The sequence below is a fragment of the Tenggerimyces flavus genome (genome assembly GCF_016907715.1).
Classification (GTDB): domain Bacteria; phylum Actinomycetota; class Actinomycetes; order Propionibacteriales; family Actinopolymorphaceae; genus Tenggerimyces; species Tenggerimyces flavus.
In genome coordinates this window covers 7,047,941-7,062,712 of sequence record NZ_JAFBCM010000001.1, presented here as the reverse complement: position 1 = coordinate 7,062,712, position 14,772 = coordinate 7,047,941, and the positions used below count along the sequence as shown (strand labels likewise).

The following is a 14,772-nucleotide window of genomic DNA, read 5'->3' as shown; positions in this document are numbered from 1 at the left end:
TGGCGAGACGTGCCGGTGCGCGATGCCGCATCGGTCGCGTTGGGTGTGGCGTGCTCGGCGAGCCTTCGCGTGGCACCGGTCGACGCCGGGGGACCCTGGTCGGTCGACGTGCCGTGTGAGTCGTTCGCTCCGGCGGCCGAGGCGTGGCGGATCCGTGAGCTGGAGCGGCCGCTCGGCGCCAGCGCCGCCTGCGAACGTTCCGTGCTGTTGCGCTACGCGGACGGCGTGGTCGAGCAGGTCGTCGTGACGCGTGGCGAACAGGTGTCCTCCGAGGGTTGCCGCCTACCGTCTTGGGCCCGAGGCGCGGTGCGGCGTGGCCGTGGCCACGCGGTGCTCGGGCCCCGCGCACGCGGGTCCGACGAGGTCTGGTGGGCAGCGTTCATCCTTGTGCTGTGGAGGTTTCGTGGTGACGTACCCGCGGCCACGACCGTCGGTGAACATCTCGCGTGGACGTCCACCCTTCGCGATCGCGGCGAGCCGTGGCTCGACGCCGACACCTGCGTGTGGTTCGGCGGGAGCGAACGGGAGCTGCCGTTCCAGTCACCGCCACGTCCGTTCACCGTGCTGTGGCACGGGTCCGCGGTGTCGTACTGGTTCGACCGAGACGAGCTCGACCTGGAGGTGGCCGAGCGCTTCGCAGACGCCGTCGATCGCGCCCGCGATCAGCTCGTAGCGTCGTCGGCCGACGTTCGGGTCGCACGCATCGACTTGGGTGGGGACGCGTTCGTCGAGACGCCGGGGTTGGACGTGGCGGACACCGGGCTCGCGGCTGAGGTGCTGCGGGTCGCCGCGGAATGGCCCGACGCGATCGCGGTGACGGACGCCGACACCGCGATCAGTTACGCAGAGCTGGCCAAGCGAAGCGAGACGATGGCGGAGGAGCTGCGATCGTCCGTGTCGCCGGGCTCGCTCGTCGCGGTCTCGCTCGAGCCGTCGGTCGAGCTGGTCGTCGTGCTGTTGGCGATCCTGCGTGCGGGTTGTGCGTACGTCCCCATCGACGTGCGGGCACCACGTGCGCGGGTCGAGTGGGTATGCGCGGACGCCGGGGTCGCCACGCTGGTGACGGATGGGGCCGACCTGGACGGCGTTCCGACGGCGGCGCCGCGACAGCTCGCGCCGGGGCTGGCGTACGTCATCTACACCTCGGGCTCGACGGGGCGACCGAAGGGCGTTCGCGTTCCTCAGCGGAACGTTGTCGCGCTCCTCGCGGCAACGCGCGATCGGCTCGGTCTCGGAACGGACGACGTGTGGACGTTCTTCCACTCACTGGCTTTCGACTTCTCCGTCTGGGAGATCTGGGGCTGCCTGCTCACTGGTGGTCGGCTGGTCGTGGTCCCGTACTGGGTGTCGCGCTCGCCTGACGAGCATCTCGCCTTGCTGGCAAGGGAGAACGTGACCGTTCTCAGCCAGACCCCCACCGCGTTCGGTCAGCTGCTGGACGCCGAAGCGGGCTCCGGCTTCGCGCGTCCGAGGCTCGTCTTACTCGGCGGCGAGGCGTTCGACACGAGCCTCCTGCGCCGTTGGTATGCATCGCATCCCGCATCGCACAGCCGCGTCGTCAACCTGTACGGCATCACCGAGACGACTGTGCATGTGACGATGAAGGATCTCGGCCCTGCCGACGCTGACAGCCCGGTCGGCCTGGTGGGACGGCCGTTGGCCGGTTGGTGGGTCGCGGTGCGCGACCCGAGCGGGAATCCCCTTCCCTACGGGGCGATTGGCCAGCTCTATATCGGCGGCGCCGGGCTGGCGGACGGCTACACGGACCCGGCGTTGACCGTGGAAGCGTTCGTCGTCGATCGTGTCCGCGGAGAACGCGCGTACGCCAGCGGCGACCTCGGCCGGATCCTCCCCGACGGGCAGGTGGAGTACCTCGGGCGCCGCGACGACCAGGTCAAGGTGCACGGCCACCGGATCGAGCTGGCCGAGGTTCGTCGCGCGGTCCTCGACCAACCTGGCGTCGAGGACTGCGTGGTGCTCGTCGACCGTGCGGCGGACGGCGTGGCGCGCGGGCTCGAAGCGTTCGTCGTGCTGGGCGCTGGCACCGACCAGTCGACGATCGCGCGGGGAGTGCGGTCGGCTGTACCCGAGCATCTGGTGCCGAGCCGGTTCCAAGCTGTCGACGCGCTTCCGTCGACGGTCAACGGGAAGCTGGATGTCGTTCGGCTGCGCAAGGTTGCCCGCCCGCTGGTGTTGGCGACTCCAGTCCTGGCGGTTGCCGAGGACGCTCTCGAGCGCCGGGTCGGCGACTTGTGGGATGAGCTGCTCGGTGGCCCCGCTGGATTGGACGACGACCTGTTCGAGATCGGCGCGACCTCCGTGGTCGCGGCGAGGATCTGCGCGCGGCTGCGGGCGGACGGGTTCGAACTGTCCGTGCGCGACGTCTTCGCCTGCTCGACGATCCGCCGGCTCGCGGCGCGGCTACGTTCGAAGGAGAAGCGATGAGTGTCCTGCTCTGCTTGCCGTTCGCGGGCGCCGGCGCCGGCCTGTTCCACCAGTGGCGGCGTGCGTCCGTCGGCTCGCTCGACATCCGGCCACTGCTGCTCCCTGGGCGCGAGAGTCGGATCGAGGAGGAGCCGCACACGTCGCTGGCTGACGCCGTGGCGGATCTGTTCGTTCAAGCCAGCAAGGCGATCGAGCACGACGGCCCGATCGGCGTCTTCGGCCACAGCCTCGGCGCCGTCCTCGGGTACGAGCTCGCGTGGCGGCTCGTGGAGGACGGTCGTACCGACGTCCGGCTGTTCGCCAGTGGCTCGCCCGCTCCCTGGCGGCGACGGGTAGAACGGGCGAAGGACCTGAGCGACGACGAGTTCGTCGAGCACGTCGAAGAGCTGGCCGGCTACCGCCACGAGGGATTGCACGAACCCGAGCTGCGCGAGCTGCTGCTCCCCGCCCTGCGCGCCGACGTCGAGCTGCACGAGGCCTACGCACCGACGCACCGCGACCCGCTGCCCGCCCCGATCGTGGCACTTCGGGGAACGGACGACCTCCTCGTCTCACGCGCCGAGACCGAGGAGTGGAAAGAAGCAACCTCGGCCTCGTTCGAACTCGTCGAGCTAACCGGCGGCCACATGTACCTCGTCGACGCCGGTTCAGCTATCACCGGACAGATCGAGCGCCGGCTCCATGCGTAGGGCCGCAGACGCACCTAGCGATCGGTCAGGGACTTCTTCTGGTTCCTTTACGAATCCGCGTCGATCGGCGGGGTGCGCTCGCAGGGTAGTCCCGAGCAACGGATACAGCCCCAGCACAAAGGTGAGAGCCAACACGACCACCAGCACGGTGCGGCGCAACCGGCGCGACGTGCGAAAGGACGATGTCGGAGATCCTCGCGCGCTGCGCCACCTGACCGCGAGAGTCCGTGATCATGAACGTGATCATGAAGCCGAAGCGGTCGTATTTCACCAGTTTGCCTTCATGATCACGCACATGATCACCGGGCCGCCGCGGTAAGGGCTGGGCCGGGGAGGATCTCGATGTCGTTCTCGTCGAGTCGCTGCTCGCATTTCGTGCACGCCAACTGCTGCTCGACCTCGCCGCCGCAGTCGACGTGGCGGACCAGACGGGGTGGGCCGGCGGCGGGGCTGGCGTGCTTGTCGCCCCAGCGCATCATCGACAGCAGGACCGGGAGCAGGTCCATCCCCTTCGGTGTCAGGGCGTACTCGTAGCGCGTCGGGTTCTCCTGGTACGGCTCCCGCACCACGATGCCGTCCTCGACCAGGCGGTTCAGCCGGTCGGTCAGTACGTTGCGCGCCACCCCGAGTGAGGTCTGCAGGTCGCCGAAGCGGCGGATGCCGAAGAAGACGTCGCGCACGATCAGCAATGTCCAGCGCTCGCCCACCACCTCCAGGGTGCGTGAGATCGAGCAGATCTGATCCTCGTACGTCCGACCAAGCATGCGAACTACCGTACCAGAAGAGAGTTGCATTACGAAACTGACTCCTCTAGCCTGAGTTGCGTCAAACAACTCACAATCTCGAAAGAAGAAACCATGTCGAACGAAACGATCCTCGTCGCCGGTGCGGCCGGCGGAGTCCAGGGCGCCACCGGCAACCTCGTCACCCGCGCGCTGCTCGCCCAGGGCAAGGAGGTCCGCGCGTTCGTCCGCCAGGACGACGACCGGGCCGCTCGGCTACGCAAGGAAGGCGCCGAGGCGTACGTCGGCGACCTCCGCGAGATCAAGCACGTCCAGCCAGCGCTGCACGGCGTGCGGCGCGCGTTCTTCACCTACCCCGTCCAGGACGGTCTGCTCGACGCCACCGCGGTCTTCGCCAGCGCCGCCGCGTACGAGGGAGTCGAGCAGGTCGTCGAGGTCTCCCAGCTCGCGCCCGACCCGCAAGCCGGCACGCCACGGCTCCGCCAGCACTGGGTGTCCGAGCAGGTCCTCGACCACGCGGGAGTCGGCGCTATCCACCTGCGCGCCACGGCATTCTACGAGAACATCCGCGCGCTCATCCATCCGGGCGAGAACGGCTACCAGCTCATCCTTCCACTCGGCGACGATAGCACCGTCCTGCCGCTCGTGAGCGGTGGCGACGTCGCGCGAGTCGCGAACGAAGTCCTTGCCCAAAAGGAGATCCAGCCCGCGGGCTTCCACCGGCTGATCGGCGAGTTCGTCAGCGTCAAGCAGATCACCGAAGTGTTCGAACGAGCCGTCGGCCATCCGCTGCACTACGTCGACGTCCCGAGCGAGACCTGGCGTCAAATCATGCTTGACCACGGACTCAACCCCCACGCCGCGGCCCACCTCACCAGCCTCTGGCAACTCTTCCGCGAAGCCGGAGCCGCCAACTGGCAGGACGAAGCGTACGAGCACACCGACGCCATCGAACGCCTCACCGGCCAACGACGCCAGACCATCGAGGAGTTCTTCCAAGCCAACCTCGATACTTTCGGCGGCGCGCGATAATCCTGGTGTCGCTAGCCAAGGAAGGCCCGGCCGCGTACTACGCCGAGGTGCTCGCCGCTGTGGTCGACCTCGCCGTGCACGCGCCCGGCGGCCCACTCATGAACCGGGGCCGACGTTCTCCGCCGGCTCGACCCGGACAGCGGGTGCGTCCATACCCGCTGGGCACATGGCTGACCCACGCGGAGTCGAGCGCGGATCTCGCGGATAGTCGGCGCGTACCCCAACCGCGAGTTCGTTGGCAAACTCGTTCTCGGCCTGTACCTGCAACTCGTTCCGTGTAGGCGTCGTGGCTGAGACGACAAGGGCCATAGGCCTCGCCTCGGGTACAGGCTCGACTCGGTCTTCGGATATGGCATGTCCGGATGGTGCCGTGATCATTCGAGGTTGCGCGGGCGGCCACCGCCCATGCCCTGGCCGGGGCGGTTGTCGAGCCAGGTTTGGATCGTTTCAGGGCGCCAGCCGGGGCGGCCGGAGAGGGTGATGTCGGGTTTGGGGAAGGTTGGGTCCATGCCGCCGCGGTAGCGGGTGATGGTGGTGGGTTGGACGCCGGCGAGCTGGGCGACGGCGGCGATGTCTAGGTACTCGGGGGTCGGGTCGGGTTGCTTCGGGCTCGGCATGTGGGTTTTCCTCCTCCGGGTCGGCCGGAGGTGCCATTCTTACGCAACGGAGGTCGCCCCCGAATTCCGGTCGGGGGCGACCTCCGCTGACGTCGGCGCCTGGCTAGTCGTTGGCGACCTCGCGGGCGAGGCGGACGGCCTTGGCCTTGAGCGGCTCGGCAGTGAGCAAGGAGCGGTTCATCCGGGTCTCCGCGGTGCGGTACCGACGGATGTGGTCGAGGTACTCGCCGGCCGCCTGGACGAGACCGAACGCGGTGTGCGCGACGTGCTGAGTGGTGGCTGAGCGGAGGATCCGCCGCATCGAGGTGCGGGCGGTCTCGACGTTCGTCCGCACTCGCTGAGAGATCAGGCCGTCGGGCGGCATCGGGATGAACTCGGAGATGAAGAGGTCGGACTGCGATGGCGAGATGTGGATGCCGAGGAGCTCGGTCGCGGTCTGGCAGTAGGCGCGGAAGTCGCGGCGGACGCCGGTGATGACCTCGCGGGCGTCGTCGATCTTGTCGCGCCAGTTGCGGGTGTGGCGGAAGCTGTAGCTGGTGCCGGTGTGCTCGGCCTCGATCTCGGAGGCCCGCCAGGTGTTCGCGCAGACGATGCGGACGCTGGTGGAGGCGACGCGGAATGCTGCCCCTCCGTCGTGCCGGTTCAGCAGTGCCACGTACGGCAGCGTCAGGCTGACGTCCTCGGCGTGCCGTCCCGACAGCTGGACCGGTTCGTCGAGGAGTGCGAGCGCCCACACCGCGCGGCCGCCCTCGAGGACGCCTGCGGTCTCGTACCTGACGTTCGGCTGGTCGAGGATCGCCTCGACCACCGCGCCCATTTCCGCGTGCGAGATGAGCTCGTACGTCCCGTTGGCGATGGCGAGTGTCGCACCGGTGTCCGATCGCACGATCCGCTGTCGGGCTTCGTCTTCGAAGTAGTCGCCGATGACGCCCTCGGCAGGTGCGTGTGCGATGTCTCCGGCGCTGTCGATGCCGCGGTACTCGTAGGTGGGGACCTTGATCGGCTCGAAGTCCAGGCCGGCGAGCTGCCGGGCCTCGTCCCACGATCCCGGGTAGTCGGCGGGCACGTTGCCCAGTCCGTGCCACATCGGCTGCCGGACCGAGAAGCCGCTCTCGAAGTAGTGCGTCATGGTGGATTCCTTTCGTCGAAACTTTCTCCGTCTGATGCAGAGAAAGTTAGACGACATCGATGATTCGCGCAAGTGACCCGGAGGAAGTTTTTCGAGGTCCGGTCGGTGAGCATGCGTGGTAATCTGTGATTGCGGACCCGGCCCACGTACGTGGGGAACCGGGTCTAGCTTCTTTCTGGGCTAGAGCGCGAGCGGACCTTTGTTGACGTCGTTCGTCCGCAGGTAGGTCTCGTACCAGCGCCAGGTGAAGGTCTTGCCTGGATGGCGAAGCAGATGTTGGTAGACCGCGTAGGCGACGAGGTCGGCCATCTGGACCCACTGGGACCGATGCGAGTCCTGGAAGAACGGATCCTCGAGGATTTGCCGGCGGGTGAGACTCAGGGCGCGGTGCGGTGCGAAGTAGCTGGCGTCGCGACCGTCACCGTCGACGATGACGAACCCGAGCTCACCTACCCTCGAGAGCCGTTCGTCGAGGTGGCGAATGAGCATCGCGTACAGGTCGGCAGCTTCCTGGGCATACTGGAAGCCACGCGCGTTCGTACGACGGAACACTGAGCCGACGCGGACGTGCCGTGACTCTCCGATCGTCTGCAAAGCCTGTTCGGCTACCAGGCTCCGCAGATGCTTCTGCCGGTTCCAGTCCGGGTCGAGCGACGGGTTGCCGCGACCACCGACGAACTTCGTCGCGTGGAGCTCGTAGTCGGCCGGGATCTGGTGGTCGGCGTACAGGGCGCGGCGGAGCTCGAGCCAGTCTAGGAGGCCGTCACGCCAGCCGGCGGCGGTGCATTCGATCCAGGCGTATACGACCCAACCGGTGTGCTCGGCCCCCGAGTCGTCGACGTAGAACAGCCGAACGACGGGCGGCACGTCCGTCACGCTGGCTCGCCGTCCGCAAGGAGTGACGACAGGTACGCCCGGGCCTGCTGGGCACGGGGTTGGCCGACGCGGAGTCTCGACCGGATCTCTCGGATCGTCGGTGTCCGCCCGATCGCGAGCTCATCGGCGAACTCGCTCTCAGCCTGTACCTCGAGCTCATCGCGAGGATCCGACGGCTGGGGTACCACGAGTGCGATCCGGGTCGGTCCGGGAACGATGTCGGGATCGGTGTCGAGTATGGGCTCAGGTACCGCGTCGGGTATGACCGCGGATACGCGGCCCATGTTCCGGACCATCAGCATCAGCAGTTCGTAGGAGCCCACGAGGGCGAGTGCGGGCCACGCCGCGACGAGCGCGCCGACGAGTCCGTGCGCGAGACCGTGCGCCGCGTTCGCGGCGACGGTCGCTGCGATGCCGAGCCCCAGCAGCCAGCGCGCGAGCCGAGGTACCGGCGTTCCGCGTCGCGCGGAATGGAGCATCACCATTGAGCTGGCATAGATCAGCCCGTCCACAGTTAACGGGACCAGGCGCGCCGCTACGCCATCCTCGCCGTAGCTGCGAACGACGTGGTAAGCGTGGCGGTACGAGACGATCGCAGCGACAGTTGCCACGCAGATGACTGCCAACGCGGTGGACCAACGGATGAGCCTCTCGGTGTCGACGAGGCGCGGCCTCGTAGGCGAACATTTGAGGTCGATGTCATGGGCCGAGGCGGTCACGTACGAGTACTCCTCACGGTCCGAGGTGGCCGGCTGCGAAGCCGGCCACCTCTCACAGCCCTCTCACGAACTGTCGAGACGGCACTGGATTCAGGAGCCTGAGCTGGACTCCTGATGGACTGTGGGCCTCTGAAACATACGCAGAAGTACTACCTGGACCACCCGCAGCTGACTCTTAATCAGCGGGTTCGGGGTTCGAGTCCCTGGCGGTGCACCACAACTCAGCAGGTCACAGACTTGTTGAAGCGCGCGTGAGAGGTGCGGCTAAGCCGCACCTCTCACCATTTCTCGCTACGGGTGGACGCGAGCCCTACTTGGCGACCTTGTCGTACGCGGTCTGCTGGATCTCGAGGTAGCGCTTCAGGCCGAGTCCCTCGAGTCCCTTGACGTAGGCGTCCCAGTCCTTGGTGATGTCTCTGGAGCCGGTGATGAACTGCAGGGCGTTCTGCTGGATGTAGCTCTCCAGGTTCGTCTGCAACGTCGACACCTCGCTGCCCAGCGCCGGGTCGATCCAGACCTTCCAGTACGGGTAGATCTTGGCGTCGTCCTCCTTGCCCTCGTACAGCTTGGTCGCCTCGAAGAGCCGCCGTTCGTAGCCTTCCTGGCTGTAGATGTCCGCCGCGATCGACTCGGAGTTCCGGAACTCCGCCCGGTTGTTGTACTGCGCCAGGGCGCCCCATCCCGCGTTCGCCGGTGGTGCTCCCGGCTTCGCGGGAATCACTCGGAAGACCGGCTCCATGGACTTGTCCAGGGCGATCTCGCCGGGCTTGGGCTTCGCCCAGTTCTTGCCTTCGGTTCCGAAGAACCCGTTGATCTGGCCCTCGTCGGTGAAGATGTAGTCGAGCAGCTTGATCGCCTGGATCTGCACCTCGGGGCTCGCCTTGTTCGTCAGGACGAACGTGGCGCCGGGCGCGCTCGGGAAGTTGTACCCAGTGAAGGCCGCACCACCTGGGCCGGCTACCGGCGGCACCGGTTCGTACTGCTTGTCCCGCCCGTCGGCCGCGCCGATGCTCACGGCGATGCCCAGATGCAGCACGGTCGACGCACCGAGGATGACGTCCTTCGCGTTGTTTCCTTGCCGTTGCAGGGCATCCGGGTTCTGTGTGAACGCGCCCTGGTCGATCAGGCCTTCCTTGTAGAGCGAGTTCAGGTACGCGAGGCCCTCCTTCCAGCCGTCCTTGTCCGCCTGGATGTCGACCTTGCCGTTGTCCAGTACGAGCGTCGAGTTGTTGTTTCCGCTCGTCCCCTGCGGGTCGTAGATGAACGAATTCATGAAGTACGGGATGAGGGCATCCCGAACACTCGCGCTCAATGGGATCTCATCGGCCTTTCCGTTGCCGTTCGGATCCCGGGTCTTGAACGCGCGGAGAACCTCACGCATGTCCTCGGTTGTCTTGGGCTGCTGAAGGCCGAGCTTCTTCAACCAGGCCTGGTTCATCCACAGCTTGCCCTGATAGGAGCAGTGGTAGCAGTCGACCCACTGCGGCATCCCGTAGATCTTGCCGTCCGGTGCGGTAGCCATCTCCTTGTAGTCGGGATTGGAGTCGAGCGCCTTCTTGATGTTCGGCGCGTACTTGTCGATGAGCTCGTTCAGCGGAAGGATGACGCCCTGATTGCCCAGCTTCAACAGCTCGGCCGGGGTGAACTGGTCGACCCACGGAATCAGCATGTAGAGGTCCGGGTAGTCGCCGCTTGCCAGCGAGATCTGTCGCTTCTCTTTCGCGGGACCCGCGTCGAACGTACTGGTCTGCCACTTGAACGTGATGTTGTACTTCTTCGCCATCCGTTTGGTGAACTCGTTCGTCGCCAGGTTCGTCTCCGCGCTCTGCGGCGCGAACACGTTGATGGTGACTGCCGGGTTCCCGGTGATGTCTGGAAGGGGTTTACCCTGATCACCCTGTCCGGATCCTCCGCTGCAGGCGGCGACTCCTACAAGAAGCAGGCTGACCCCCGCGGCCACCACGTACTTGGTTGCTCTCTGGTGGACTTGCATTCTCTCTCCTCGATGGGTCAGGTGGAGCAAGGGATCACCCCTTGACAGCACCGATCAGGATTCCCTTGGTGAAGTAGCGAGCGACGAACGGATAGATGGCCAGGACGGGGACGCTCGAGACGACGATCAGCGAATACTTGAGCAACTCGGCCAACTGCTGTCGTTCCAGGACGAGCGATGCGTCCACAGCTCCACCGCTGAAGGTGTTGAGGATCAGTACGTTGCGCAACACGAGCTGCAACGGGAACAGATCGGGGTTCTTCAGGTAGATGAGTGCGTCGAAATAGGAGTTCCACTGCAAGATCGCGTACGTCAAAGCCACCACGGCGATCATCGGCTTCGCGAGCGGGATCACCACTGACCAGAGGAACCGCAGGTCACTGCAGCCGTCCAGCTGAGCCGCGTCTCCCAGCTCGTCCGGGATCGCCGAACGGAAGTACGTTCGCGCGATGATGACCTGCCAGACACCGATCGCCTGCGGGATGATCAGGGCCCACCGGGTGTCCAACATCCCGAGTTGCTGGACCACCAGATAGGTCGGCACAAGGCCACCGGTGAAGAGCATCGTGAAGAGGATCACGCTCATCGCGACGTTGCGGCCGACGAAGGTCTTGCGTGACATCGGATACGCGATCGCGATCGTCAGCGTGACGCTGATCAGAGTGCCGACGACCGTGTAGAACACCGTGTTGAGGTAGCCCTGGATCACCTGCGGATTGCTCAGTGCGGCCTCGTATCCGCGGAGCGTGAAGTCCACCGGCCACAGGATCACCCGTCCCGACGAGACGGCCTCCGGATCGCTGAAGGAACTGGCGACGATGTAGATCAGCGGGAAGAGAATGACCGAGAGGAACACGATCAGCAGGAGATAGACGAAGACCATGAAGATCTTGTCGCCGCGCGGTTCCCGGATCTTCCGCACCTGTTCGGCGTACGTCGTCATGACCACAGTCCGTTCCCGGTGAGGCGTTTGGCGACGGCGTTGACGAACAGCAGTAAGAGCAGGTTGATCACCGAGTTGAACAGGCCGACAGCAGTGGCCAGACTGAAGTCGGCGTTGAGCAGACCGGTCTTGTAGACATAGGTGGCGATGATCTCGGACTGGCTGAGGTTCAGCGGATTCTGAAGAAGGAACGCCTTCTCGAAGCCGATCGCCATGATGTTGCCGACGCCGAGGACGAGGATGACCATCGCGGTCGGCATGATTCCCGGCAGGTCGACGTGCAGAATTCGGCGGAGCCGGCCAGCGCCGTCCATCTTGGCCGCCTCGTGCAGGGCCGGATCGATCGCCGACAACGCGGCCAGATAGATGACCGCGGAGTAACCGGCCGTCTGCCAGATCTCGGACCACACGTAGATGTGGCGGAAGTACGACGGGTCGCCGAGGAAGTCGATCGCGTCGATGCCGAAGAAGCCCAGCCCTCGATTGACGATGCCGAGCCGCGGGGCCAGCACCAGGATGGTCATCGACACGACGACGACGGTGGAGATGAAGTATGGCGCGTAGGTGACCATTTGCACGGTGCGCTTGAACAGTCCCTGCCGCACCTCGTTCAGGGCCAGCGCCAGGATGATCGCGATCGGGAAACTCGCGAGCACGGTGTAGAAGGAAAGCAGGAACGTGTTGTTCACGAGCGTCCAGAACACCGGGTTCTGGAAGAACATCTCGAAGTTCTTCCAGCCGACCCATTCACTGCCCCAGATGCCGGCCACCACGTTGTAGTTCTTGAACGCGAGAACGGCGTTCGACATCGGGATGTACTTGAACACCACGAAGTAGACGAGCGGAACGACGATCAGCAGGTACAGCTGCCAGTGGTGCCGCAGGCTCTTCTTCAGCCCCCGCAGACCTGGCCGCGGTTGCCGGCGGCGACCACGCGATGGCGCGCCGACCTGCGGCGGCCGTTGCAACGTCATGGCCATGCGGGCCTCTCCAAGGTCCCAGCGAACGCCTTGACGGCAGCTCGCCATCCCAGCGACATGTCTGGCATGGCGTCAGCCGTCGCGATCGACTCGTTCTGGACGGCGTTCAATGCTAAACATCTAACCAATGTTGTGCCATAGTCGAGCGACGCCCCTCTTCTGTCAATGCTCGCTGCGAAACGAGGCCGAAACGTTGGACGTCTACGAGCAAAGTAGCCGTGCTGACACGTCCAGTGACCGTGATCGGCCAGTGCCCGGCCGCACGGACGAAGCCATCGCCAGGCTCCGCGGCCTGATCGTGTCCGGCGAACTCCGTCCGGGATCCCGGCTCCCTGCCGAGCGCGACCTGTGCAACCTCCTCGGCATGTCCCGAGGGATGGTGCGTGAGGCCGTCAAGGCCCTCGAGGTCGCCCGCGTTCTGGACGTACGCCGTGGTGACGGGACCTACGTCACCAGCCTCGAGCCGCAGCTCCTGCTGCAGGGCATCGGGTTCGCCGTCCAACTCCTCCAGGACGACGACCTCGCCGACGTCATGCACGTACGCCGCGTGCTCGAAGCCGAGGCGACCGCGTTGGCCGCGGCCAACGCCGACGCGGATCTGCTCAGTGAGCTGAGCCTGATCCTCGACGCGATGCGCGCCTCGCTCACCGAGCAGGAGAAGCTGACCGCCCAGGACGCCGCGTTCCACGACCGAGTGGCCGCCGCCAGCCGAAACCCGACCCTCTCGACCCTCCTCAACGGACTGTCCGGCAAGACCCTCCGGGCACGGATCTGGCGGGGCGTGAACGAAGCCGGGTCAGCCGACCTCACCCTCCAACAGCACGAGGCGATCTACGCGGCGATCGAGGCGCGGGACGTCGAGGGAGCACGCGCGGCGAGCGTGGTCCATGTCGCCACCTCTGAACGCTGGCTCCGCACCCTCCTCCATCCTGAGTCCTGACGACGGGAAGGTTCCCGACCATGCACGATCGAGACTCCGTCGAGCCGTTCCAGCCGACACTCGACTCCCTGGCCGGTTTCGAGGTTCCGGACTGGTTTCGCGACGCAAAGCTCGGCATCTGGTCGCACTGGGGTCCCCAGTCCGTTCCGCGGTTCGGCGACTGGTACGCGCGGCACCTGTACCGCGAGGGCTCCGACCAGTACCTCTACCACCGGCGGACCTATGGTCACCCGTCCCGGTTCGGGTACAAGGATCTCGTCGCGCTGTGGAAGGCGGAGAGGTTCGACCCCGAGGCGTTGATGGATCGCTACGTCGCCGCTGGGGCGAAGTACTTCGTCTCCCAAGCAGTGCACCACGACAACTTCCTCAACTACGACTCGGCCCTCCACTCCTGGAACTCCGCGAGGATCGGACCGGAACGCGACATCGTGGCGGCCTGGCGTGCGGCCGCCGTGGCGCGCGGTCTGCGGTTCGGGCTCAGCGAACACCTCGGCGCATCCTTCAGCTGGCTCGCGACGAGCAAGGGCGCGGACGAGCGCGGACCGTACAAGGGCGTGCCGTACGACGGCGCCGATCCCGCTCACGTCGAGCTGTACCTGCCCAACGAGGATCACCACACCCGCGACGTTCTGCCGAAGCCCTGGTACACGACGAACCCCTGGTGGCACCGTCGGTGGCTCGAGCTCACCAACGAGATGATCGACAAGTTCCAGCCCGACCTGCTCTACAGCGACGGGCCGCTGCCGTTCGACTCCGACGACCACGCGGCCGGTGCACAGGTCGTGGCCAACCTCTACAACACCAGCGCTCGAACCCACGGCGGCCGGAACGCTGCCGTGTACACGCAGAAGACGCGCGACGCCGACCTGGTGCGCATCGGAGTCCTCGACGTCGAACGCAGCCAGGAGCCCGAGATCCGGCCGGATCCCTGGCAGACCGACACTTGCGTCGGTGGCTGGTTCTACGACGTGCGTGCGCGCTACAAGAGCCCGGAACACGTCCTGGAGATACTCGTCGACGTCGTCGCGAAGAACGGGAACCTGCTGCTCAACATCCCGCAGCTCCCGGACGGCACGATCGACGACGAATGCTCGTACCTGCTCGACGCCATGGCACGGTGGACCGCGATCTGCGGCGAAGGCATCTTCGGCACCAGGCCGTTCCGCGTCTACGGTGAAGGACCCGGCCGCGTCGTCATCGACCACTTCCGCGAGGACAGGGTCGAATGGACGTCGCAGGACTTCCGCTTCACCCAGCGCGGCAACGTCGTCTATGCGTTCCTGATGCGCTGGCCCGCCGAAGGCTCCGCGCTGATCCGCAGCCTGACCCGCTCCGACACCGTGCGCTCGGTTCGGCTGCTGGGGCGTGGCCAGGTCGACTGGAGGCACACCGACGAAGGGCTCAGCGTGCGGCTGCCCCAGACCAGCCCGGCCGAGGAGCTCAACTGCCTCGCCATCGAGCTGACCTGAGAGAACGCCGACCTGGGCCGCTCTGGTGAGATGTTTGTGAGATCCCCCTGCCCACCATCGCCTCGATGTCTCGTCCACGAAGACTGGAGGGTGAATCGATGGCTCTGACGCGAGCGGCAGACGCGTCGCTGCTGGCCCTGCGGGGAACGTACGCGCGGCTGTTCTCGACGCAGGCGCACAACTACCAACCGGTCGAG

At 66.0% G+C, this 14,772-nt stretch carries 13 protein-coding genes; 5 read left to right on the top strand and 8 right to left on the bottom strand.

The window, feature by feature from the left end; translation table 11 throughout:
• Positions 1-15: 15 nt before the first annotated feature.
• Together JOD67_RS32915 and JOD67_RS32910 are read left to right on the top strand one after the other, a co-directional pair.
• Positions 16-2,445 (top strand): non-ribosomal peptide synthetase, encoded by a 2,430-nt coding sequence (locus tag JOD67_RS32915; protein ID WP_205121590.1) that lies wholly within the window; start codon positions 16-18, stop codon positions 2,443-2,445.
• A complete protein-coding gene (locus JOD67_RS32910; RefSeq protein WP_205121589.1) occupies positions 2,442-3,134 on the top strand; it encodes a thioesterase II family protein in 693 nt (230 codons plus the stop codon). Before JOD67_RS32915 ends, JOD67_RS32910 begins: the two co-directional genes overlap by 4 nt.
• A 299-nt stretch (positions 3,135-3,433) precedes the next feature.
• Here JOD67_RS32910 and JOD67_RS32905 read toward each other — a convergent pair whose 3' ends face one another.
• Positions 3,434-3,898: a winged helix-turn-helix transcriptional regulator gene (locus JOD67_RS32905; RefSeq protein WP_205121588.1), complete on the bottom strand. Its 465-nt coding sequence runs from the start codon at positions 3,896-3,898 to the stop codon at positions 3,434-3,436.
• Positions 3,899-3,991: 93 nt separating this feature from the next.
• On the opposite strand from JOD67_RS32905, the gene JOD67_RS32900 reads away from it, so the two are divergent.
• Positions 3,992-4,909, top strand: a complete 918-nt coding sequence (locus JOD67_RS32900; protein WP_205121587.1) for an NmrA family NAD(P)-binding protein — start codon at positions 3,992-3,994, stop codon at positions 4,907-4,909.
• Between the two features lie 374 nt (positions 4,910-5,283).
• Here the strand turns inward: JOD67_RS32900 and JOD67_RS32895 are convergent, their stop codons facing one another.
• The 7 genes from JOD67_RS32895 to JOD67_RS32865 form a co-directional block, all read right to left on the bottom strand.
• Positions 5,284-5,526, bottom strand: coding sequence for a helix-turn-helix transcriptional regulator (locus JOD67_RS32895; RefSeq protein ID WP_205121586.1), 243 nt, complete (start codon positions 5,524-5,526; stop codon positions 5,284-5,286).
• Between the two features lie 103 nt (positions 5,527-5,629).
• The gene (locus tag JOD67_RS32890; protein WP_205121585.1) at positions 5,630-6,655 is read right to left on the bottom strand and encodes a DUF932 domain-containing protein; all 1,026 of its coding nucleotides are present in this window, start codon (positions 6,653-6,655) and stop codon (positions 5,630-5,632) included.
• A gap of 180 nt (positions 6,656-6,835) precedes the next feature.
• On the bottom strand, positions 6,836-7,522 hold the full coding sequence (locus JOD67_RS32885; RefSeq protein WP_205121584.1) for a DUF3800 domain-containing protein: 687 nt from the start codon (positions 7,520-7,522) through the stop codon (positions 6,836-6,838).
• Positions 7,523-7,527: 5 nt separating this feature from the next.
• Entirely contained in the window at positions 7,528-8,250 is a 723-nt protein-coding gene (locus tag JOD67_RS32880; RefSeq protein WP_307782642.1) for a DUF2637 domain-containing protein, read from the bottom strand.
• 310 nt (positions 8,251-8,560) lie between these two features.
• Positions 8,561-10,090: a type 2 periplasmic-binding domain-containing protein gene (locus tag JOD67_RS32875; protein WP_307782641.1), complete on the bottom strand. Its 1,530-nt coding sequence runs from the start codon at positions 10,088-10,090 to the stop codon at positions 8,561-8,563.
• Between the two features lie 187 nt (positions 10,091-10,277).
• Positions 10,278-11,186, bottom strand: a complete 909-nt coding sequence (locus tag JOD67_RS32870) for a carbohydrate ABC transporter permease (protein WP_205121581.1) — start codon at positions 11,184-11,186, stop codon at positions 10,278-10,280.
• A complete protein-coding gene (locus JOD67_RS32865; protein ID WP_239554140.1) occupies positions 11,183-12,160 on the bottom strand; it encodes an ABC transporter permease in 978 nt (325 codons plus the stop codon). Before JOD67_RS32865 ends, JOD67_RS32870 begins: the two co-directional genes overlap by 4 nt.
• A gap of 256 nt (positions 12,161-12,416) precedes the next feature.
• On the opposite strand from JOD67_RS32865, the gene JOD67_RS32860 reads away from it, so the two are divergent.
• Positions 12,417-13,106: a FadR/GntR family transcriptional regulator gene (locus tag JOD67_RS32860; RefSeq protein ID WP_307782640.1), complete on the top strand. Its 690-nt coding sequence runs from the start codon at positions 12,417-12,419 to the stop codon at positions 13,104-13,106.
• A gap of 20 nt (positions 13,107-13,126) precedes the next feature.
• Complete coding sequence (locus JOD67_RS32855) at positions 13,127-14,575, top strand: alpha-L-fucosidase (protein ID WP_205121578.1); 1,449 nt, start codon at positions 13,127-13,129, stop codon at positions 14,573-14,575.
• The last annotated feature ends 197 nt before the right edge of the window (positions 14,576-14,772 follow it).